Source organism: Vibrio sp. AK197 (assembly GCF_053903115.1).
In genome coordinates this window covers 1,184,286-1,205,180 of the sequence record NZ_CP096430.1, presented here as the reverse complement: position 1 = coordinate 1,205,180, position 20,895 = coordinate 1,184,286, and the positions used below count along the sequence as shown (strand labels likewise).

General features: G+C 47.9%; 19 protein-coding genes. 10 read left to right on the top strand and 9 right to left on the bottom strand.

All coding sequences use genetic code 11. From position 1 onward, the window contains the following. Positions 1-52: 52 nt before the first annotated feature. The 6 genes from M1D72_RS12845 to M1D72_RS12820 all read right to left on the bottom strand — a co-directional run bounded on the left by M1D72_RS12845 (position 53) and on the right by M1D72_RS12820 (position 8,639). A complete protein-coding gene (locus M1D72_RS12845) occupies positions 53-868 on the bottom strand; it encodes a PhzF family phenazine biosynthesis protein (protein WP_456297132.1) in 816 nt (271 codons plus the stop codon). A 325-nt stretch (positions 869-1,193) separates the two neighbouring features. After that, entirely contained in the window at positions 1,194-2,633 is a 1,440-nt protein-coding gene (hydA, locus tag M1D72_RS12840; protein ID WP_390190501.1) for a dihydropyrimidinase, read from the bottom strand. Positions 2,634-2,690: 57 nt separating this feature from the next. Further along, positions 2,691-4,175, bottom strand: a complete 1,485-nt coding sequence (locus tag M1D72_RS12835; protein ID WP_456297131.1) for an NCS1 family nucleobase:cation symporter-1 — start codon at positions 4,173-4,175, stop codon at positions 2,691-2,693. A gap of 44 nt (positions 4,176-4,219) precedes the next feature. Then, positions 4,220-5,482 carry an allantoate amidohydrolase gene (locus M1D72_RS12830; protein ID WP_456297130.1) on the bottom strand — a complete coding sequence of 421 codons (1,263 nt, stop codon included), beginning with the start codon at positions 5,480-5,482 and terminating at the stop codon, positions 4,220-4,222. Positions 5,483-5,686: 204 nt separating this feature from the next. Next, complete coding sequence (locus tag M1D72_RS12825; protein WP_456297129.1) at positions 5,687-7,192, bottom strand: CoA-acylating methylmalonate-semialdehyde dehydrogenase; 1,506 nt, start codon at positions 7,190-7,192, stop codon at positions 5,687-5,689. Positions 7,193-7,316: 124 nt separating this feature from the next. Further along, positions 7,317-8,639 (bottom strand): aminotransferase class III-fold pyridoxal phosphate-dependent enzyme, encoded by a 1,323-nt coding sequence (locus M1D72_RS12820; protein ID WP_456297128.1) that lies wholly within the window; start codon positions 8,637-8,639, stop codon positions 7,317-7,319. A gap of 117 nt (positions 8,640-8,756) precedes the next feature. Between M1D72_RS12820 and M1D72_RS12815 the strand changes: the two genes are divergently transcribed. From M1D72_RS12815 to M1D72_RS12775, 9 genes are all read left to right on the top strand, one after another. Beyond that, positions 8,757-9,668 carry a LysR family transcriptional regulator gene (locus tag M1D72_RS12815; protein ID WP_390190507.1) on the top strand — a complete coding sequence of 304 codons (912 nt, stop codon included), beginning with the start codon at positions 8,757-8,759 and terminating at the stop codon, positions 9,666-9,668. Between the two features lie 15 nt (positions 9,669-9,683). After that, a complete protein-coding gene (locus M1D72_RS12810; protein ID WP_456297127.1) occupies positions 9,684-10,358 on the top strand; it encodes a TetR family transcriptional regulator C-terminal domain-containing protein in 675 nt (224 codons plus the stop codon). Between the two features lie 368 nt (positions 10,359-10,726). Next, a complete protein-coding gene (cofG, locus tag M1D72_RS12805; protein ID WP_456297126.1) occupies positions 10,727-11,863 on the top strand; it encodes a 7,8-didemethyl-8-hydroxy-5-deazariboflavin synthase CofG in 1,137 nt (378 codons plus the stop codon). A gap of 20 nt (positions 11,864-11,883) precedes the next feature. Next, positions 11,884-13,119: a 5-amino-6-(D-ribitylamino)uracil--L-tyrosine 4-hydroxyphenyl transferase CofH gene (gene cofH / locus M1D72_RS12800; protein WP_456297125.1), complete on the top strand. Its 1,236-nt coding sequence runs from the start codon at positions 11,884-11,886 to the stop codon at positions 13,117-13,119. Continuing rightward, the gene (locus M1D72_RS12795; RefSeq protein ID WP_456297124.1) at positions 13,116-14,093 is read left to right on the top strand and encodes a 2-phospho-L-lactate transferase; all 978 of its coding nucleotides are present in this window, start codon (positions 13,116-13,118) and stop codon (positions 14,091-14,093) included. Before cofH ends, M1D72_RS12795 begins: the two co-directional genes overlap by 4 nt. Beyond that, a complete protein-coding gene (cofC, locus tag M1D72_RS12790; protein WP_456297123.1) occupies positions 14,090-14,722 on the top strand; it encodes a 2-phospho-L-lactate guanylyltransferase in 633 nt (210 codons plus the stop codon). Before M1D72_RS12795 ends, cofC begins: the two co-directional genes overlap by 4 nt. Beyond that, a complete protein-coding gene (cofE, locus tag M1D72_RS12785; RefSeq protein WP_456297122.1) occupies positions 14,715-15,524 on the top strand; it encodes a coenzyme F420-0:L-glutamate ligase in 810 nt (269 codons plus the stop codon). The genes cofC and cofE overlap by 8 nt, the downstream gene beginning before the upstream one ends. Then, positions 15,521-16,201 (top strand): NADPH-dependent F420 reductase, encoded by a 681-nt coding sequence (gene npdG / locus M1D72_RS12780; protein ID WP_456297121.1) that lies wholly within the window; start codon positions 15,521-15,523, stop codon positions 16,199-16,201. Before cofE ends, npdG begins: the two co-directional genes overlap by 4 nt. A 31-nt stretch (positions 16,202-16,232) precedes the next feature. Beyond that, positions 16,233-17,240: a TIGR03842 family LLM class F420-dependent oxidoreductase gene (locus tag M1D72_RS12775; RefSeq protein WP_390190518.1), complete on the top strand. Its 1,008-nt coding sequence runs from the start codon at positions 16,233-16,235 to the stop codon at positions 17,238-17,240. Between the two features lie 47 nt (positions 17,241-17,287). Here the strand turns inward: M1D72_RS12775 and M1D72_RS12770 are convergent, their stop codons facing one another. Beyond that, positions 17,288-18,409, bottom strand: coding sequence for a GGDEF domain-containing protein (locus M1D72_RS12770; protein ID WP_456297120.1), 1,122 nt, complete (start codon positions 18,407-18,409; stop codon positions 17,288-17,290). Positions 18,410-18,805: 396 nt separating this feature from the next. Here M1D72_RS12770 and M1D72_RS12765 point away from each other — a divergent pair, with 396 nt between their 5' ends. Beyond that, entirely contained in the window at positions 18,806-19,231 is a 426-nt protein-coding gene (locus tag M1D72_RS12765; RefSeq protein WP_390190520.1) for a DoxX family protein, read from the top strand. A 70-nt stretch (positions 19,232-19,301) separates the two neighbouring features. On the opposite strand, the gene M1D72_RS12760 is transcribed toward M1D72_RS12765, so the two are convergent. Together M1D72_RS12760 and M1D72_RS12755 are read right to left on the bottom strand one after the other, a co-directional pair. Next, positions 19,302-19,868: an MSMEG_1061 family FMN-dependent PPOX-type flavoprotein gene (locus M1D72_RS12760; protein WP_390190521.1), complete on the bottom strand. Its 567-nt coding sequence runs from the start codon at positions 19,866-19,868 to the stop codon at positions 19,302-19,304. Positions 19,869-19,947: 79 nt separating this feature from the next. Continuing rightward, positions 19,948-20,883 carry a LysR family transcriptional regulator gene (locus M1D72_RS12755; RefSeq protein WP_456297119.1) on the bottom strand — a complete coding sequence of 312 codons (936 nt, stop codon included), beginning with the start codon at positions 20,881-20,883 and terminating at the stop codon, positions 19,948-19,950. Positions 20,884-20,895 lie beyond the last annotated feature (12 nt).

Sequence of the window (20,895 nt, the reverse complement as noted above, 5' to 3'; positions counted from 1 at the left end):
CATGAAAAAAATGAAACTTTGACATTTACTCTATGCACAAAACGCATAGCACCTAGCGATCACTCGGTGGGATCAACAATTTTCCATGCACAACAATCACCGCTTGCCCACTTAATTTGATGCGTCGATTACCCTGCAGTTCCATATTGATGACACCACCGCGAGAAGAGGCCTGATAACCACAAAGTACTGCTTTATTCAGCTTTTCTGACCAATATGCGGCTAAGGCGCAATGCGCAGAACCAGTCACGTAATCTTCATTAACGCCAACCCAGGGCGCAAAATAGCGCGAAACAATATCCGTCTCTGGCTGCTCTGACTGAGCCGAAACCACCACGCCTCGACCTTTTAATTGCTTTAGCTGTTCATAATTAGGAGCGATGGCATGTACCGTTTCCGAACGTTCAACAACCAGCATCAATTTACTTTCAAAGCTATAGCTATCAACAACCTGTGAGCGTGTCAAACCCAGCGCGCCTAACAACGCCGGATCAGGGTTAACACACTGAACAAGGTGGGGAGTAGGAAAATCCAGCTCAATCGCATCACTTAAAATCGTTGCATTGAGGATGCCGGATTGAGTATGAAAGGCCAAAATATCGCCTTCATGCGCCAATCCCTTCTTACGCAAAACATGCGCAGTCGCGAGAGTGCCATGGCCACAAAGCGCCACTTCGGTTTGCGGCGTGAACCATCGTAAACGCCAATCACTGAGCGACAAAAACGCGGTTTCTGACACCGCCATTTCACTGGCAATTTTCAGCATCAGCGCCTCATCGAGCCCATTTTCCGTAATGCATACCGCTGCAGGGTTTCCTTTAAATGCGTGGCTAGTAAACGCATCAACTTGATAAATCTCTAATTCCACGTAATTTCCTTCCCTCTGGTCCACCAGATTAATACTAGCTTTTGCCACTGCGAACTCAATCTTAGCGTTGCAATATGACGAGCCGCTCACACTGTCAGCTTGCGTGATTTTTGAGTATCAGAGTTTAGAAAAAAGACTTAAGTTTCATTAACTTTTTAGCTTGAAGAGGCCATGCCCAACCTGTTCTAGGTCAAAGAAATTGAAACAGCGCCGAGAGATTAACCAATCGCAGAGAAAAATTGCAAACAGCAAAAAGACCCGATGCCTATCACAAGCATCGGGCGAGATAAAGAATTCGTATCTCTACATAGTCACAGGGAGGAAATTAACGCTCGACCGCGTGAGGTTCAGCCAACTCATTACGCTTAAGTTGACTTTGATAATAACCGGCATACGGGCTGCGTTTAACATATTGACCATCACCCGGTGCGGTTTTGAGTGAACCTTGTTGCCATGCAATTTTACCTGCACAAATCGTGGTATCCGGCATTCCGTTGACGGTCATACCCTCAAAGATCGAGTGTTCGATTTTCGAGTAATGGGTTTGGCTAGAAATGGTTTTTTGAGCATTAGGATCCCAAACCACGAGATCGGCATCTGCACCTACCGTAATGCTGCCTTTACTTGGAAAAAGATTGAAGATTTTCGCAGTGTTAGCCGAAGTGATTGCCACAAACTCATTCGGTGTTAAACGGCCTTGATTCACCCCTTTTTCCCACAACACCATCAAACGCTCTTCCACACCTGCGGTGCCATTGGGAATTTTGGTAAAATCGTCTTTCCCCATCGCTTTTTGTTCCGCACAAAAGGCACAGTGGTCGGTTGCGGTAGTTTGCAGAACGCCGCTTTGTAGCCCATTCCACAGCGCCTCTTGGTGCTTTTTGGGACGAAACGGCGGGCTCATCACATGCGCGGCAGCCACATCCCAATCTTTGGATTGATACACGCTATCATCCACCACTAAATGACCCGCAAGGCATTCACCAAACACTATTTGGCCATTATTTTTTGCGTACTTAATCGCTTCAACCGAGTCTTCTACCGACACATGCACCAAATAGATCGGCGCACCCAGCGTGCCCGCAATATTGATCGCGCGGCTTGCCGCTTCGCCTTCCACTTTGGCTGGTCGTGACATTGGATGCGCTTCAGGGCCAGTGATCCCCTTTTCCATCAGTTGCTGTTGAAGGTGATAAACCAACTCACCATTTTCAGCATGTACCGTTGGGATAGCCCCCAGTTCCAAGCAACGACTAAAGCTATTCACTAAGATATCATCCGTGGCCATCATGGCATTTTTATAAGCCATAAAGTGCTTGAAGCTGTTAACACCATAGTCTTCCACAAGGGTTTTCATATCGGCGTGCACAGAATCATCCCACCAAGTAATGGCCACATGGAATGAGTAGTTACATTGCGCTTTTTCTGCCCAGTCACGCCACTGGTGGTAGGCTTCCATTAATGGTTGCTGCGGCGCGGGAATCACGAAATCGATGATCGTCGTGGTGCCACCAGCCAGCGCCGCGGCTGTGCCTGAAGAAAAATCATCAGCAGCAACGGTTCCCATAAATGGCAATTGCATGTGAGTATGAGGATCAATACCACCTGGCATGATTAACTTACCGGTGGCGTCCACCACGTCATCGACTTCGCCAATGTTGAGATCCAATCCAATTTGTTCAATTTTGCCATCGACGCAATAGACATCGGCAACATAGGTTTGATCATGAGTGACGACTGTGCCGCCTTGAATGAGTAGTTTCATTGTGTTCCCTCTTTGAGCGAATAGGCGCGATGTGCCTATTCGCTTTTTCATCCATGTTTATGCTTTTTTAAAGCCTGATGTCGACATCACCGGCTGGGTTTGTACTTGTGACACAAGGTAGTAAATGACCGCGCCTGAGGCGACGCCGGTAAACCAGCCATAGTTATAAAACCAAGTCATCACATCAAAGCTGATCGCCATGATGGTAAACAGCACAGGGACAAAGAATGCAACAAAGCCAGCCACATTAATCGCCGGATACGCGTCTTCTTTGTACAGTGCAATGACATCTAACTGCTGCTTCTTCACTAGGAAATAGTCAACAATCATGATCCCAGCAATGGGGCCAAGTAAGCTTGAATAGCCAAGAAGCCAATTGGAGTACATGGCTTCAACACTGACATCCGATTCAACCCAGCCCATTTTCTTAATCAACTCCCAACTCATCAGCAAAATACCAATCACGCCAGTCAGTAAAACGCCACGCGTGTGATTAATGTATTTAGGTGCAATGTTTTGGAAGTCGTTGGTTGGCGAGACAACGTTGGCCGCCGTATTCGTAGACAATGTGGCGATCACAATCAAGACCATGGCCACAAAGACCCAAAACGGACTATCAATTTGGCCAATTAAGGTGATGGGGTCAGAGATGGTTTGCCCAAACAGCGGCTCAGAGGCTGCGGTTAACACCACGCCAAGCGCGGCAAAGAAAAACATGGTCAACGGTAAGCCCAAAATTTGCCCAACCACTTGATCTTTTTGTGATTTAGCATATCGGCTAAAGTCTGGAATGTTTAGCGAAAGTGTCGCCCAGAACCCAACCATAGCCGTCAACCCAGCGAAGAAGTAACTGGCAAAGCCCGCGTCTTCAGGACGGCTTGCAGGCGTTGCCAACAATTCTCCCACCGACACATGACCACTTGCCCAAATCATAAGGCCAACCCCAACCGCAAGCAGTAACGGGGCTGCCAGTGTTTCAAGCCACTTAATGGATTCAGACCCTTTTAGCACCACCCCAATGTTCAGCGCCCAGAAAATAAAGAAGCCATAAACTTCCCCCGCACCGCCAAGGCTTTGCCAGCCTGACGAGATTTCTGACAACATCAAGTGTATGGCTAAGCCACCGAACATGGTTTGAATTCCAAACCAGCCGCATGCAACCAAACCGCGAATCAGACACGGTACATTAGAGCCAAAAATGCCAAACGAAGAGCGTAGCAGTACCGGAAAAGGCAAACCATATTTCGTCCCTGCGAAGGCATTCAAGGTTAAAGGAATCAGTACCACAAGGTTAGCGATAAGAATCGTAAACAAGGCTTCAAGTACTGATAATCCGAAATAGGCAGTCAATACGCCACCCAAGGTGTAAGTGGGCACGCAAATCGACATGCCGACCCACAGCGCGGCCACGTTGTATTTACTCCATGTGCGTTCTTTGATTTTAGTGGGTGCCAAATCATCATTGAAATTTTTACTTTGGGTTAAATCCTGCCCGACATCGAGCTCATAAAAATCACCCACTTTTTGTATTTTGGTATCCATGATCGTTTCCTCATCCAATTGAGTCATTTCATTTGCATCAGTGATCAGCTTGCAGACTCGCAAAGCGTTTCTTGTTGCTCAGCAATCCGTTTGCTGGCGGCCAACATGGTATGCAGCAACACATTTGCTCCCGCTTCACATTCCTCAGGTGCGGTGTTTTCAATTTCGTTGTGACTGATACCATTTTCACAAGGTGTGAAAATCATGCCTGTTGGCACAAGGTCTGCCATATAACAGGCATCGTGACCTGCACCGGCGTAGATATCCATATTGGAATAGCCAAGTTCATCGGTCGCCTTTTTGACATCGTCTGAAGCGCTAAATTCGACTGGCGCGAAGTACCAGAAATGATCGATATCGACGCTGATATTGCGCTCTGCGGCGACGCTTTGGCAGTAGGATTGAAAAACCTCATCCATCTCTTTGAGCACATCAGGGTTGGGGTTACGTAGGTCGACGCTAAACGTCACTTCGCCGGGTATGACATTGCGTGAATTGGGGTATACTTGCACGAAGCCAACGGTGCCGAGACCGTTGTCATAACGGTGCGCGATGGCTCCCACTTCAGCCATAATTTTCGCACTGGCCACCATAGCATCATTGCGCAGGTACATCGGCGTGGTTCCTGAGTGGGCTTCTTGGCCTTTAATGGTGACGTTGTACCAGCGAATGCCTTGCCCTAAGCGCACAACACCAATGGTCTTCTGTTGATCTTCAAGAATTGGCCCTTGCTCGATATGCGTTTCAAAAAAAGCACCAAAGTGACGGCTGCCAGGCTGAGCTTCGCCCAGATAACCAATTTTCTCTAGTTCATCTTTCAGGCGAATACCGTTGACATCAGTTTTATTAAGCTCTGTTTCAAGGTCAAAACGCCCAACGTACACCCCCGAACCTTGCATCGCAGGTTGGAAACGAGAGCCTTCCTCATTGGTCCAAACGGTAAATTCCATTGGCGTTTCGGTTTCAACATTGTTTTCATGCAGCGTGCGCAGCACTTCTACCCCAGCCAGTACGCCAAATACGCCATCAAACTTACCGCCCGTCGGCTGAGTATCTAGGTGACTTCCGGTCGCAACCGCTGGCAAATCGTTATTTTTGCCTTCTCGGCGCGCAAAGATATTACCAAAGCAGTCATAGCTCACCGTGCAACCGCACGCCTCACACCACTGAACAAATAGGTCACGTGCCTTACCATCTAGCTCCGTCGCCGCTAAGCGATTACAACCGCCCTTTTCCGTTAAGCCAAATTGGGCCATCTCCATTAGGCTATCCCAAAGTCGCGTTCCGTTAACTCGTAAATCTTGCATATAACATCCTTTTATTTCTGTTCGAATCGGAGTTTTCCGTTCGTTCCCCCCCGAGCTGGGTACAGCAGCTCACCCGGGACCAATACGCACATTCTCGAAGTAAGGGCCCTCGATTTACCAAATGGTAAAACTCAAGAGCAAAAAAATTCTGGCTGCGCCGCCGACTCATTGATTGAGTTCTGTTCGGACTCGCCAGATTGCGTGCTATTCCTCGGAATAGCTTGGGAAAGAAAATTGCGTGCCGTCTTTCACTCCCCGAGATGGCCAACGTTGGGTAATGGCTTTGCGCCGAGTGTAAAAACGTACCGAATCCGGTCCGTAGGCATGAAGATCGCCAAACAGAGAGCGTTTCCAACCACCAAAACTGTGGTAAGAAACTGGAACAGGTAACGGCACATTTATCCCTACCATGCCAACCATCACATAATTTGAGAAGAAGCGTCCTGCTTCTCCGTCACGAGTAAATATGCAGGTTCCATTCCCATATTCATGCTGGTTAATAAGTTCTATCGCTTGCTCTAGCGTGTTAACCCTGACGACAACAAGCACCGGCCCAAAAACTTCCTGTTGATAAATCGTCATTTCTGGCGTGACATTGTCAAATAGAGTGCCGCCTAAAAAGTACCCTGACTCATAATCGGGCACAGTTTTGGTGCGACCGTCTACCCGCAAAGAGGCGCCTTGCGCACACGCTTCATCGATGTAATCAATGACTTTTTGCTTCTGAGCAGCGGTGATGATTGGCCCCATTTCATTACTTTCATCAGTACCCGGGCCCACTTGTAACGCTTCGATTTTTGGCGTCAGCTGACGAATTAAGGCATCGGCAACGTGATCACCAACGGTGACGGCGACGGAGATAGCCATACAACGTTGACCGCAAGACCCAAACGCCGCCCCCATTAACGCGTTAGTCACCATATCCAAATCCGCATCTGGCATCACCACAGCGTGATTTTTGGCTCCGCCCAGAGCCTGACAACGTTTTCCTTGCTCAGCGCTACGCTGGTATATGGCTTCGGCAATCGGGGTTGACCCAACAAAACTCACCGCCTGCACTTCGGGAGCGTCAATGAGCTGATTGACGACATCCACCCCGCCATGAACAACGTTAAGCACGCCTTTGGGCAGCCCGGCTTGATGGGCTAATTCGACAATATAAAGCACCGAACTTGGATCTCGTTCTGACGGTTTTAAAATAAAACTGTTGCCACACATCACGGCAGATGGCCACATCCACAAAGGCACCATCGCCGGAAAGTTAAATGGCGTAATCCCGACTACGACTCCAAGGGGTTGAAACTCACTCCAAGCGTCAATATTGGTTCCGACATTGCGGCTGTGCTCCCCCTTGAGTAATTCAGGAATGCCACACGCATACTCGACATTTTCAATCCCACGCGCCAGTTCGCCCTTGGCATCACTGAGCACTTTGCCATGCTCAAGCGTGATCAATTGACAAATTTTATCTTGGTGCTGGACCAGTAACTCTTTAAATCGATACATGACTTGCGCCCGCGCTGATGGCGGTGTTGCTGCCCAGCTGGGATAGGCTTGTTTGGCGGCAGATAACGCTTGCTCAACTACTGCTCGACTGGCCATCGGCAGTTGACCGCACTCTTTCCCCGTCGCCGGGTTATAAATAGGCTGAGTTGTGACACTGTCATGCAAAAGTTCGCCATTGATCAGATGACCAATTCCTTGGTTCATAATAATATTCTTCCTAGTTGTTATGCATTGTCGGTATCAAGCACAATGCCAATGAACGATTAACTCACTCTGTTGCGGGTAACACGTTAGCTCATTACCCACCCAAACCATGTACCTTTGATGGTCACGAGACACTGTTGATAGCGTCTCCTATCGCGTCCACCAAACGATCCATCTCATTAAGTTCAGTACAAAACGGCAAGCCAAGTTGAATGGTGTCTCCGCCGTAGCGCACATAAAACCCGCTTTGCCAAAGCTTCTGAGCGATCTCAAATGGTCGGATTGCAGGGTCTCCATCACGATGCGCAATCGAAATACCCGCAGCAAAACCAAAGTTTCGAATGTCGACAACGTGCTGAGCGCCTTTCAAGGTATGGATCGCGCGCTCGAAATGTGGAGACAATTCCGCAACACGAGGAATAAATTGATGTTTTTCAAGTAAATCTAATGTTGCTAACGCTGCCGCGCAGGCCACTGGATGGCCGGAGTAGGTATAGCCATGAGGCAGCTCAATATTGTGGGCCGCGCCAGCTGCTGCCATATACGCCTGATAGATGTCGTCTTGAACCATCACCGCCCCCATCGGCACGGTGCCGTTGGTGATCTGTTTGGCTGAACAAATCATGTCCGGTGTTACTCCAAAAGTTTGTGAAGCAAAATAGTTACCTGTACGACCAAAGCCGGTGATCACTTCATCAAAAATCAGTAAAATGTTGTGCTGGCTGCATAGTTCGCGAAGGCGCTGCAGATACCCTTCGGGGGGAACAATAACGCCCGCAGACCCTGACATTGGTTCAACAATGACCGCCGCGATATTTGAAGCATCGTGCAGCGCAATCAGTTCGAGTAACTCATCAGCGAGCTCTGCGCCGGTTTTGGGCATGCCTTGAGAAAAAGCTTGAGAAGGTTGCCAAGTGTGAGGCAAGTGATCCGCTTCCATGGCTTGACCCCAAATTTTACGATTGCCGCCAATGCCACCATAACTAATCCCACCCCAACTGGCTCCGTGGTACCCCTTTGCTCGGCCAATGATGCGCGTTTTGGTCGGCTGACCATTGACACGCCAATAGGCACGCGCGATTTTGGTTGCGGTATCGGTCGCCTCTGAGCCTGAATTTACGTAAAAAATACGGTTAAGACCTTGCGGTGTTAATTCGGTTAATCGCTCCGCCAATTCAAAGGCCTTGGGGTGACCATATTGAAACGCAGGCGCGTAATCTAATTCACTAAGTTGTTTGCCCACAGCTTGAACAATTTCGGGATGATTGTGCCCCATTCCGCAGGTCCACAACCCGGACAATCCATCAAAGATCTCACGGCCTTTATCATCAATGTAATACGCACCTTTCGCCCCGACAATCATACGCGGATCCGCCTTGAATTGGCGGTTGGACGTATACGGCATCCAGTACGCATCGAGTCCTTTCTGCGTGACTTGTGTTTCCATGGCTTCCTAGCTCCTTCGCTGTTTAGCGCCGTTTCCTCGGCTTAAAATCACTTTATGCAAGTTTTTTTGTTTGATAAATTACATTTTATCGAATCAAAGATTGATGTTTATGAAACAATGAAAGCACTACTAGGACAGTTAACCGACGCCGATATTCGCCTGCTGCGAGTCTTTATGGCCGTCGTTGAGTGCGGCGGTTTGAGTGCCGCAGAGATGGAGCTGAACATTGGCCGCTCGACCATCAGTCGACATTTAAAAGATTTGGAAACACGACTTGGTTTAGTGCTGTGCCATCGAGGAAGAGCCGGATTTTCTCTAACCAGTGAAGGGGAAAACATCTACGATGCTGCCAAACGTTTGGTCAAATCTCTGGAAGATTTTCGCCATCAAGTCAACGATTTGCATCAAACTTTAAAAGGTCGGTTGGTGATCGCCATGTTTGATAAAACCATCACCAACCCCGAATGCCGCGTCAATGAAGCCATCGCTCGTTACGTGGAGCAAGCACCGGACGTATTGATAGAGATTCATGTGGTTCCAGTCAATGAAATCGAAAAAGGCGTACTGGAAGGCGAATATCACGTTGGCATCATTCCGCCCCACCGCCGCTCTGCGAGCTTGCATTACACGCCGCTGTTTGGGGAACAGATGCACTTGTACTGCGGCAAGGGGCATGATTTTTTTGAACGACGAACGGCAGTCAGTGATGAGGAGGTACTCGCTCAGCCATACGCAGGATTGAGTTTCAGTAGCCCTAATATGGAAACCGGTCAACGCCTTGGCTTAATCAAACACGCCGGGTCCACAGACCAAGAAGGCATCGCGACATTGATTGGTTCTGGACGCTACCTCGGATTTTTGCCCGATCATTTCGCCCAATCTCTGGTACAAGGTGGTATGCTGTGTCAGGTGAATAATCCTAAGTTTGCATATCACTGCGAGTTCACGGCCATTCACCGAAAGTCACCTAAGCCGACGCGGTTAGTACAACAGTTTCTTCGCGCCTTAGAACAAACAAAAATTATCTAGATGTTGGATGTACCTATGGATAACTCTTCTGCCTCTCTGCCTGCAAATTCGCGTCGAACCAAATCGGGGGTCCCATCAGCCAATCGTATTGCAATGGAGCAGAGAATTCTGCGTGGTGCTGAGCAGGTCTTCGCCGAGTTTGGTTATCGTGGAGCGTCAATGGACCGAATTGCTAAACAAATTGGCATTTCCAAGCAGAATGTCATTTATTATTTTTCGTCCAAAGAAATCCTTTATCGCACCGTCCTGCAAAACATCGTCAATTTGTGGCTGGAAAGCATGTCGTTCAGTGATGACCAAAGCCGGTCACCAGAAACCGTGATTGCCAACTACATTCGCGGCAAATTAAAACTTTCTCAGGATTATCCTGACGCATCGAAAGTGTTCGCCCAAGAGATTATTTCAGGCGCACCGATGATCAAACCTTACCTACAACAAAACCTCAAGCCTCTGTTTGAACGTGATATCGAGTTGGTACGCGAGTGGATTGACAACGGTTACCTGCGTTGTTTTGAGCCTGAGCATTTGTTTTTCTCGATTTGGGCGGCAACCCAGACTTACGCTGACTTCTCTGCGCAAATTCACTTGGTCATGAGTAAACATCAGCTTGATGATAACGACTTTGCCAATGCCACCGAATTTCTTACTCAAATGATTCTACGCGGCATTGTGGCTCCCAAGTCCAATTAAAAATTCATAAAACTCACCAAAATGGCGCAAAATAATTTTTTTACTGAGTTCATAACGTCAGTAATCGGTTGCATAGTGTGATCGGCGTCATGGTTTATTTTTAAATCACTAAGTACAAAAAAACACCATCAACCATCGCTTTCAAACCTACTCTCAGTGTGGGTTTGCCTTCATTTTGCATGGAACCAAATTCCACTCACTTCCCTTCATTTTCGTTACTTTTAGCACCAATTTGATCCATAAAAGCACCAAAATAAACATGCATTTTTTAACTTTACCAAATGGTAAAAATCATGCTAACAATAAAATTATACCAATTGGTAAAACTTTGCCGCATACGGATTTGCTGCTTCTCAAAGGATTGAGTTATGACCACATTAAGCCAAGATGATGCTTACCAACTGCCCTTTGCTTCGCCTGAGCAACAGCAGCAGTTACTCAAACAAGCTCGTGTGATTCGCGATACCCATTGGGGGACAACTCTGACTTATTCACGAAAAGTGTTTATCCCGCTGACCAACATGTGCCGCGATACATGTCGCTATTGTACCTTTGTGAAAACGCCCGATTCAGGGCAAGCGCACTTGATGACCCCTAATGAAGTCCTGAGTACCGTCGTAAAAGGTCAAACCATGGGATGCAAAGAGGCTCTTTTTAGTTTGGGAGAGCGCCCAGAAAAACGTTATCAACTCGCACGCGATAAGCTGTCACAGCAAGGCTACCGCACTACCCTTGACTACCTTCGCGACATGGCTCAGCTGGTATTAGACAGCAGCCTTTTAGTGCCGCATATTAACGCGGGAGCCCTCAGCTATGACGAGCTTAAGATGCTGCGTCCCGTTGCTGGCTCAATGGGTATGATGCTTGAAAGTCTCACCGATAAATTGATGCAACGTGGTCAAGCCCACCATGGTTGCCCAGATAAAACGCCGCAGCGCCGCCTAGATACCCTCATTGCCGCCGGCAAACTGGATATCCCTTTCACAACTGGCTTGTTGATTGGTATTGGGGAAGATTGGCAAAGCCGCATCGATAGCCTGTATGCCATCAATCGTATTCATCAACAGTATGGGCATATTCAAGAAGTTATTATTCAGAATTTTCGCGCTAAACCCGGCACCGGAATGGCCAACGCTTGTGAGCCGACTCGCCAAGAGATGTTGCTTACCCTGGCTGCCGCTCGTCTTATTTTGGACCCAAGCATTAGCTTACAAGCGCCGCCCAATCTCGAGCAGGATCATCAGGACTATTTAGAGGCCGGCATCAATGATTGGGGCGGTATTTCCCCGCTAACGCGTGATTTCATCAATCCAGAACGTGCTTGGCCGCAAATCGAGCAGCTCGCTCAAACCTGCGCACGAGCAGGTCATGGATTAAAAGAGCGATTGACGGTATATCCCGCCTACCTCAATCAACCCAGTCAATATCTAGACCGGGACATCGCCACTCGCTTATCTGCCCTCTCGGCCCATAACGGACTGGCCGCGCAGCAATGTCATTTGTGATTTCAGTTAAGGAGTACATCATGTTTTTAAATCAAGGAATGATTTCAACCGCCTCTCATCGAGACGATATCCAGTGGCAACACCTCTCCTCGCACATTGCCCCTATTTTGCAACAAGCATTGGATGGCGTAGCGATTTCAGAGCAGCAAGCAGAGACCCTGTTCTCGGCACAAAACCACGACTATCAAGCCTTATTGACTGTCGCAGATATCGTGCGTCAACGTCACTGCCCTGATACAGGTAGCTTTGTCATTACGCGTAATATCAACTTTACCAACGTATGCTACATGGCATGTAAATTCTGTAACTTCTCAAAACCCATAAAAGATGCAGAAGCGGAATTTATTTCAATTCAAGAAGTGGTAGAACGCGCACAAGAAGCATGGGACAAAGGAGCCACCGAGGTATGTATTCAAGGCGGTTTGCATCCCAAAATGAGTGCCAATTTCTATCGTGACATCGTTTTGGGCATCAAAGCGGTGCTTCCTAAAATGCATATTCATGCTTTCTCACCCTTTGAGATTTGGTATGGCGCTCGTAAAGCCAATGTGTCGTACCACGAGTTTTTAACCGATTTGAAAGCGTGTGGCTTAGATACCATGCCTGGTACGGCAGCAGAAATTTTAGATGTCGATGTTCGCTTACAACTAACGCACAACAAACTCAGTACCGAAGAGTGGGTTGAGATCATCACAACGGCGCATCAGGTCGGAATCAAAACCACCGCCACCATTATGTATGGGCACATCGACTCTCCCAAACAGTGGGCAGCGCACATGAATATTTTGCGTAATATTCAACGTCAAACCGGTGGCTTTACGGAGTTTGTTCCACTGGGTTTTATTCATTACAAAACCAAATTGTTTAACGAGAATCCAGCGCAATGTCGCCCAGGACCGAGCCGCGAAGAAAACTTCAAAATGCATGCCGTTGCACGAATCATGTTCCAAGGGGAGATAAACAATATCCAAGCTTCATGGGTCAAACTTGGCCATGCCGACGCCTCGCAAATGCTACGCTGCGGCGCCAATGATTTAGGTGGGACACTGATGAACGAAAGCATCTCGCGCTCGGCGGGCGGAGAAAATGGGCAAGAAGTCTTCCCAGAAGATATGGTCGAAATGATTCATCAAGCGGGCCTCAATGCAGTTCAGCGTAATACTCGCTATGAGGTCCTTAAAGCCTACCCGCTGGAAAACGCAAGCTCAGTTCGTCTTCCCGCTCAGGAAATCGCTCATTTTGGAGCCACAGTATGAGCAGCCCCGCCATTACACTCATCGCCGGGGGAGTCGGAGGCGCAAAAGCGGCAGAAGGCCTTGCTTATAGCGATTACCGCGAAGGACTTAAAATTATTGGCAATATCGGTGATGACCAACGCTTTCACGGGCTATGGGTGTCACCCGATATTGATACCCTCACCTATACCTTGTCCGATGCCATTGATCGCGAGCAAGGCTGGGGATTAAAAGGAGACTCAAACCGCGTGTTGTCACAACTGCAACAGTTAGGATGTGACACTTGGATGCATTTGGGTGATTTAGACTTTGCCACTCATATCTATCGCAGCGTCCAGCGCCAAGCGGGCGTTCGAGCCAGTGATATTGCCCGAGCCGTGGCCCGAGGCTACGGTGTCGATATTCCAATTTTGCTGCCAACCGACGATAAAGTGCCCACTCAACTGGATACTGAACTCGGTTGGCTGGATTTTCAAAACTATTTTGTTGCCGAGCGCTGCATACCTAAAATCAAGCAAGTGTGCTATCACAATGCTCACCTTGCTAAACCAACACCAGAAGCGCTAGAGGCGATTGCAAACGCGGAAATCATTGTTATTGCCCCCAGCAATCCGCTGCTTAGTATCGGCGCAATTCTGGCCATTCCGGGTATTCGTAGTGCGCTGGAAAGCAGCACTGCCCTTGTGCTTGCCATCTCTCCTCTAATTGGCGGCCAAGCGGTAAAAGGTCCTGCCGCTAAAATGATGCAAGAGATGGATCTGCGCGCTGATTCTCTTGGCATTGCTCAGTATTACGAGGGGTTAATTGACCTTCTGATCATTGATGAGCAAGACCAACATCTCAAACCCACCATTGAAAAGCTCGGTACAGCGGTGATTTGTACCCCCACGCTGATGACCGAACGCCCAAGCCGCATCGAGGTAATGAGTCATATCGTTGAACGAGCCTGTGATGCATTCAAGTTACCGTATAAAAATAGCAGGGCCTGCGCATGACAAAATCACTCAATATCGTCATCCCGATGAAAGGCTTATCACGCGCCAAACAGCGGCTTAAACCCGTGTTAAGTGTTGAGCAGCGCGAGGCTTTGGCCTTAACCTTGTTTCGGAATACGCTGCAATTCTTAGCCGTTCAACACCCTAAAACGCCCATTTTGGTCGTCACGGAAGACCGCTATATCGCGCAAATAGCCGAGAAAATGGGCGCAACCGTACTCATCGAGCAAGGAGAGCAAGGAGAGCAAGGGCTCAATCATGCACTTGAGCAAGCCTCACAATGGAGCCTGAACGCCGGCTTCGATAGCCAACTGATTTTACCTGCCGATATTGGCCACCTTGACCCTCTTGAGATTCGTTATTTGATTGAACTCGGATTCAGTGATGCGCAAGTAGTGATTGCCGCAGCAAAAGATGGCGGGACCAACGCGTTAATGACCACGCCGCCCAATGCGATCTCTCCCAGTTTTGGCATTCAGTCATCCATGCGCCACCTCGCACAGGCTCATCAAAATGGCTTGAGCGTGAAACGGCTAACACTCGAGAAATTGAGTCTCGATATTGATGTCAGTGCTGACCTGCAATATTGGTATCAACCCACCCAAGCCAAGGAGTTTTGCTATGAGTGAACTGGCTTATCTTGAGGAATCCGCCTCCCAAACTCGCTCTATGGCCATGTTTGCGGTCAATAACCTCCCCGACTTTACGCCGGGTATGGCGCTTGGCGCAGAAATTATCAACGCCTTAACGGCACAAGGTGAATCTTTACAACGTGGGGATATCTTGGTGATCGCGCATAAAGCGGTCTCCAAGTGCGAGGGGGCCATGTATGATTTGGACGATGTTACTCCGACTGACGAGGCGATGACACTTGCTCGTGAAGTCAATAAAGACCCACGAAAAGTCGAAGTGATCCTACGACAATCCTCACGAATCCTGCGCCATATTAAACGCCCAAATCAAGACGAAGGCATCATCATTGCCGAGCACAAACTTGGTTTTATCTGTGCCAACGCTGCAGTCGATGAATCAAACGCGGATCGCCCTGGACGACTTATCACCCTGCCCGATGACCCAGACAGCAGCGCACAGCAGCTTTGCACCGAACTTGAAGACTACTATCACACTGAGCTCGGGTTGGTGATCAGCGACACCTTTGGGCGCCCTTGGCGTATGGGGCAAACCAATGTCGCCATTGGCGTGGCGAATGTGCCCACCATTAAAACTCTGTTTGGTGAAAACGATGCGTGGGGTCGCCCACTCAAGGTTACGGCGCCGGCTTTCGCTGATGAATTAGCGGCGGCATCGGGGCTTTTGATGGACAAAGACGCCAAATGCCCAGTGATGATCTTTCGCGGCTTAGACTGGACACCCCAACACAGCCATATTTCTCAAATTATTCGTCCGAAACAAGAGGATCTTTTTCGATGACCCATTCGACTTCTATCGCCATTCTTGGCGGAACAGGCCCGCAAGGTAAAGGATTAGCCCTGCGATTTGCTACCGCTGGCATCCCGGTGGTGATTGGCTCACGAAGCCAAGAAAGTGCCGAGCTGTGCGCGCAAGAGTTAAATCGTCAGCTCGCCGTTGGCAGTGCCGAAATTATTGGCCTTGAAAATAATGCAGCCGTGGAGCACGCAGGTGACATCGTCATTTTGTCCGTTCCTTATGCGGCGCACAACGCCACCCTAGATGCCATCAAAACGCAGCTCACTGGCAAAATTTTGGTTGATATTGTCGTGCCGCTCGCCCCTGGTAATCCTAAAAAAATGGCGATGCCCGAACAAGGTTCAGCAACAGAAGAGGCACAAGCACTACTCGGCGATGCTATCCCGGTTGTCGGTGCTTTGCACAATGTTTCTGCCACAACATTAAATGATTTATCGCGCCCGATTAACTGCGACATTTTAGTCTGCGGCAATCAGTTAGATGCCAAGAAAAAGGTCATGGCAGTTATCAATCAACTTGACGTGAAAACCTATAATGCAGGGCTAGCAGAAAGCGCGCGCTGCATCGAAGCGATGACCTCGATTTTGATTCGCCTCAATATCTCTAAAGATGTGCCGTTTAGCCACGCGGGCATCACGATTGCTCCACCAATTCATTAATGAACTCATAGATTTAAGAAGGAACACACAAATGGAATTTGGTATTACCTTTAAAGGCTTTGTTAGCCCAAACCGAGCAAGAAACCTAGTACGTCAGGCCGAAGAAGCTGGCTTTGATTACTGCTGGTTCTATGATTCTCACATTCTTTGGCGTGAGTCGTTCGTCGCCATGGCGATGTGTATGGAACACACCAAAACAATGCGCTTTGGTCCATGTGTCACAAACCCAAACATTCGTGACTGGTCTCTCGCTGCAAGCCTATACGGCAGTTTGGCGGCGCAAAGTGAAGGACGTATTGATATTGGCCTTGGCCGGGGGGACTCCTCCATGCGCGTTATGGGGAAAAAGCCAGCGCCACTTGCCAGAGTCGCTGAGTTCACACGTAAAGTGAAAGCCATGGTCAAAGGTGAAGAAGTCACTTACGGCGAGTGTGAAAACCCAGTGAAACTGCCATGGGCCGATGGCTACGATCTTCCGGTTTGGATTGCCGCGTATGGCCCTAAAGCATTGGCGACCGCGGGCGAAGTGGGCGATGGGCTCATTTTGCAAATTGGCGAACCCCAATTGGTCAAATGGTTTGCAGACCAAGCCATAGCGGCGGGTCAAGCGCAGGGACGCGACATGAGCAACTTTAAAATTCAAGCCGCTGCCCCAGCCTATTTTGGTACCCAGCAACAGTGCTTAGACAAAACACGTTGGTTCCCGGCCATGGTTGGCAACCATGTCGCTGATATTGTTGAGAAGTATGGTACGGATTCCGGCTTAGTTCCGAAAAGTCTGACAGACTACATTGAACAGCGTAAAGGTTACGACTATTCCAAACACGGACAAAGCGATAACCCATATCTCGATTTCATCACTGATGAGATCATTGAAAGTTTCTCCGTTCTTGGCGAAGTCGACCAGCATATTTCGAAAATCAAACAGCTTGAAGAGTCAGGCGTAACGCAATTTAATATCTATTTAGACAACGGCGACGAAGAGAATATCATCGCCAAGTACGGCGAGCACATTATCCCTCAATTCAAATCCGCTTAACGGCGCGTTTCAGCGGAGAAAACGCTTCGTGATGACACGAAGCGTTTTTATAACTGCAAATAACAAACGCGATTCCGGCCACTGGTTTTCGCTTCATACAAGGCTTTATCGGCCATCGCGACGGTCGCGTCAGGCTGAGCAGAAAACAAGCACTCTGCCACGCCAAAGCTTGATGTGAACTTAATGGTGTAATCTTTGTAATTGAAATAGCTGGTTTCACAGCGCAAACGCATTCGTTCAGCCACTTCAAGTGCTTTGGGGAGATCAGCTCCAGGCAGAAAAATCACAAACTCTTCACCACCGTAGCGCGCAGCAATGTCACTATCCCGAATCGACTGGCTGATAATACTTTCAAAATGCAGAAGCCCTTGGTCGCCCGCTTCATGCCCATAGGTATCATTGATTTTTTTGAAAAAATCAATATCAGCAATGATGATCGCACCTTGTCCATGCGACTCCTTTAACTCTTGATAGTATTGATTCAATTGTTCGTAAAAGGCTCGGCGGTTAAGCATATTGGTTAAACTGTCTTTTTGCGCCAAACGCATCAGGTTACGGTTATTATCGATCATGTAACTCGCCAACAAGAAAATACTCTGACCACAAATGACCGCAGGCACAAACACCAAGTGCAAAATGAAATCGTCCATTTCCATGTCCAAAAACGACAGCCTTTGTGTTCCGCTGGCAATATCAAACAAAGACAAGCTAAACGAAAGCAGTACAGTTAACGCTAAACAGATATCTGCAGAATTCGGGGCTGGGCGCCGCATCACCAAAATCGCGATAGCCACTAGCGAAGTAAGAATAGAGAAACAAATGGTGATAATGGTGGAGGGCAAACCAAAAGCATAAAGTAGCGCAAACGCAAAAGCGAGCACGTAACATAAACGTTCCACGTGGCGGCTGGCAAAACGGATCGCTAAACCAAGAAGGAAGAGCCATTGATGAATCGCGGTAACGGCGACCAATTCCACTTCATAAAGTGTGGTTGAATCACCGGAAAGGTTGCCAAACAGGTAGGCACTGACCATACCAGTGAGAAAAAAACCGCTGAAAAATGGTTTTGCCCGGCGTTGGCCTTTGGGCTCATGGATAAGTTGAATTCCAACCAATCCGAAAATACAGACAATAATTGATGCTAAAGCGAGTGCTGTTTGCGCAAGCATATGTGGTTCCCAAATTCGCGTCTATTTAGAAGATAGACGCAGTTTGCTTTTATTCCTAAGCATAAAGTTTTATATACACGCTCATGACATTAGATCGCCGCTTAAAACCATACGCCACACTGATTAGTACGTAGAGATTGCTGATTGCTGCTCGATGCCACTTGTCGTGTAATCAATTCATTCCTCCCTTAACTTGGCCGCAAACTAAAAACAGAAAGCGACCCTATTTATCTGATAACAAGATTCCACAAATTAAAATTTCAAGCACGTTATTATCGTTATGTTGATTCTAATCAACCCGTAACGTGTTGAAACCATTTTATATTAAAAACTAATAAGACATCACATTTACATCGCGTTTCATTATCATAAAACGAATCTATAAGGCGACTGCGCATGAAAGCACTACTTCACTTTATCGACACAACATTTGACAACGAAGACTTAGGTAAACTGATTTTGCGTGTAAGTTTCGGTGTTATGTTTTTACTTCATGGTATCCATAAAATTTACGGTGGTACGACCTTCATTCAAGGATTGTTAGAACAACATGGCCTGCCCGCTTTTATCGCCTATGGTGTTTACCTTGGCGAAGTCGTTGCACCTATTTTACTGATTCTTGGTCTATTCACTCGCATAGGTGCGATTATCATCATCGGTACAGCCGTGATGGTGATTTTCTTAATGCATGGCGGTGACCTCTTTGCCGTGGATAAAGTCGGCGCATGGGCTGCCGAAGGCATTGGTGTTTACCTATTCTCAGCGATCGCTATTTTACTTCTTGGCCCGGGTAAATATGCCTTAGAGTCCAAGCGCGGATAATCCGTCGCTGATAAACAAAAAAGACGCTTAATGCGTCTTTTTTTATGTCTTGATTATCACCGCGTTAGATTTACTCAGAGGTGGCTAACGCCTGCTGATCTTTGATAATTTGCAATAAAGACGGCAGTACATCACGGTCAACATGCGTTTCGCTGTCCCAAGGTTTTGCCAACATAAGGGCTTTTGCGCAGTGGAAGAACAGCTCTTTTACGCTGATCATCACCACCAACTTGGCGGGCTTCCCTTTTTCAGCAAACGCTTCTAACACCTCAGGATCACGCGACAAACTGACACTTCCTTTCACTCGCAATACTTCTTCTATGCCAGGAATAGTGAATAGGATACCCACCTGCGGCTGCTTCACTAAATTACGATAAGTATCTAAGCGATTGTTGCCTGCACTGTCAGCAAAAGCGAGGGTATGCTTATCAAGCACTTTAACAAAGCCAGGTTTCCCACCACGAGGAGAAACATCCGGAAAGCCACTTTCATCGACACTAGACACCATCGCTAGAGGGCTATGGTTAATGAATGTTTCGCTATGAGGGTCAATAAAGCTAATGGCTTTGCTTTTTGCTAGCGGGTGCGGTTGGGGATAAACCTCGTCTAAATCGCTTTCAGATTGAAAAGTGCTCACTTTAAATCCTTGTAAATTCTATTGATAATTATTTGCAACTGTGAAGTTTATCATAACGAGATTTGCAAAAATCACAATCCTAGGATTGCGTTAAGCCCTGAATGACTTGCGCCATATGCTCTCGAATAAAGCTCACAAAAGCCGTCAGTTTCGCCGGGTAAAAGTTGGCATAGGGATACACCACGTAGACAGGTAAAGGGTCGGCGCGCCATTGCGGTAATAAGTTGACAAGCTGCCCTTCACGAATATCTTTGCTCAGCAGCCATTGAGAACCGACCGCGACTCCTACGCCATGGAGCGCAGCACTGCGCAGGGCATACAAGCTGTCAGTAAGAAATCGAGGGCTAAACTCGAGCTCTCGCTGCTCTCCGGTTTGAATATGAGTTAGACGTAAATGATTGCGATAAAAGGTTTGCAGTGCCAACCATGGATACGCTTGCAGATAGTCAGGATTCCACGCTAAGTCATCGACCCCCTCAACGAACCCAGGCTTTGCGACCACAATTCTTGGTACCTCAGCAATTCGAATCGCCACTAAATTGTCATCTTTGACCTCACCAACTTGGATCGCACAGTCGATGTCATGGGCAATAAAGTCCGTTAAGCTTCGGTCATCGTGAAGCTGCCACTCAACACTTAATTTCGGATACTGATGCATAAATTCGCTCAGTGGTTTGATCAACGCTTCTTGCCCAAAAGCATGAGGCGCCATGACTCTGAGCCGTCCTTCAGGCGTCACCACCGCGCCCGTAACATCCGATTCAAACGCATCCCAATTGGCCAGTAATTGACGGGCACCAGAATAATATTGCTCCCCCAGCTCGGTGAGTTTCAATTGATGGGTTGTTCGATGAATCAACTTGCCACCAATAGAGACTTCTAACGCTTTTAAACGGCGACTGATTGTCGGCTGGGTTGTCATGAGCTGCGTAGCCGCTGCCGATAAGCTGCCTGATTCAACGATGCGAACAAAGGTTCGCATTAACTCAACACGATCAAAATTACCATTCGCCATCAGATTCACCTT

Bases quoted from the DNA above. Each gene is read 5' to 3' on its own strand.
- hydA (WP_390190501.1), bottom strand. From the start codon at position 2,633: ATGAAACTACTCATTCAAGGCGGCACAGTCGTCACTCATGATCAAACC.
- M1D72_RS12835 (WP_456297131.1), bottom strand. From the start codon at position 4,175: ATGGATACCAAAATACAAAAAGTGGGTGATTTTTATGAGCTCGATGTC.
- M1D72_RS12830 (WP_456297130.1), bottom strand. From the start codon at position 5,482: ATGCAAGATTTACGAGTTAACGGAACGCGACTTTGGGATAGCCTAATG.
- M1D72_RS12825 (WP_456297129.1), bottom strand. From the start codon at position 7,192: ATGAACCAAGGAATTGGTCATCTGATCAATGGCGAACTTTTGCATGAC.
- M1D72_RS12820 (WP_456297128.1), bottom strand. From the start codon at position 8,639: ATGGAAACACAAGTCACGCAGAAAGGACTCGATGCGTACTGGATGCCG.
- M1D72_RS12815 (WP_390190507.1), top strand. From the start codon at position 8,757: ATGAAAGCACTACTAGGACAGTTAACCGACGCCGATATTCGCCTGCTG.
- M1D72_RS12810 (WP_456297127.1), top strand. From the start codon at position 9,684: ATGGATAACTCTTCTGCCTCTCTGCCTGCAAATTCGCGTCGAACCAAA.
- cofG (WP_456297126.1), top strand. From the start codon at position 10,727: ATGACCACATTAAGCCAAGATGATGCTTACCAACTGCCCTTTGCTTCG.
- cofH (WP_456297125.1), top strand. From the start codon at position 11,884: ATGTTTTTAAATCAAGGAATGATTTCAACCGCCTCTCATCGAGACGAT.
- M1D72_RS12795 (WP_456297124.1), top strand. From the start codon at position 13,116: ATGAGCAGCCCCGCCATTACACTCATCGCCGGGGGAGTCGGAGGCGCA.
- cofC (WP_456297123.1), top strand. From the start codon at position 14,090: ATGACAAAATCACTCAATATCGTCATCCCGATGAAAGGCTTATCACGC.
- cofE (WP_456297122.1), top strand. From the start codon at position 14,715: ATGAGTGAACTGGCTTATCTTGAGGAATCCGCCTCCCAAACTCGCTCT.
- npdG (WP_456297121.1), top strand. From the start codon at position 15,521: ATGACCCATTCGACTTCTATCGCCATTCTTGGCGGAACAGGCCCGCAA.
- M1D72_RS12775 (WP_390190518.1), top strand. From the start codon at position 16,233: ATGGAATTTGGTATTACCTTTAAAGGCTTTGTTAGCCCAAACCGAGCA.
- M1D72_RS12770 (WP_456297120.1), bottom strand. From the start codon at position 18,409: ATGCTTGCGCAAACAGCACTCGCTTTAGCATCAATTATTGTCTGTATT.
- M1D72_RS12765 (WP_390190520.1), top strand. From the start codon at position 18,806: ATGAAAGCACTACTTCACTTTATCGACACAACATTTGACAACGAAGAC.
- M1D72_RS12755 (WP_456297119.1), bottom strand. From the start codon at position 20,883: ATGGCGAATGGTAATTTTGATCGTGTTGAGTTAATGCGAACCTTTGTT.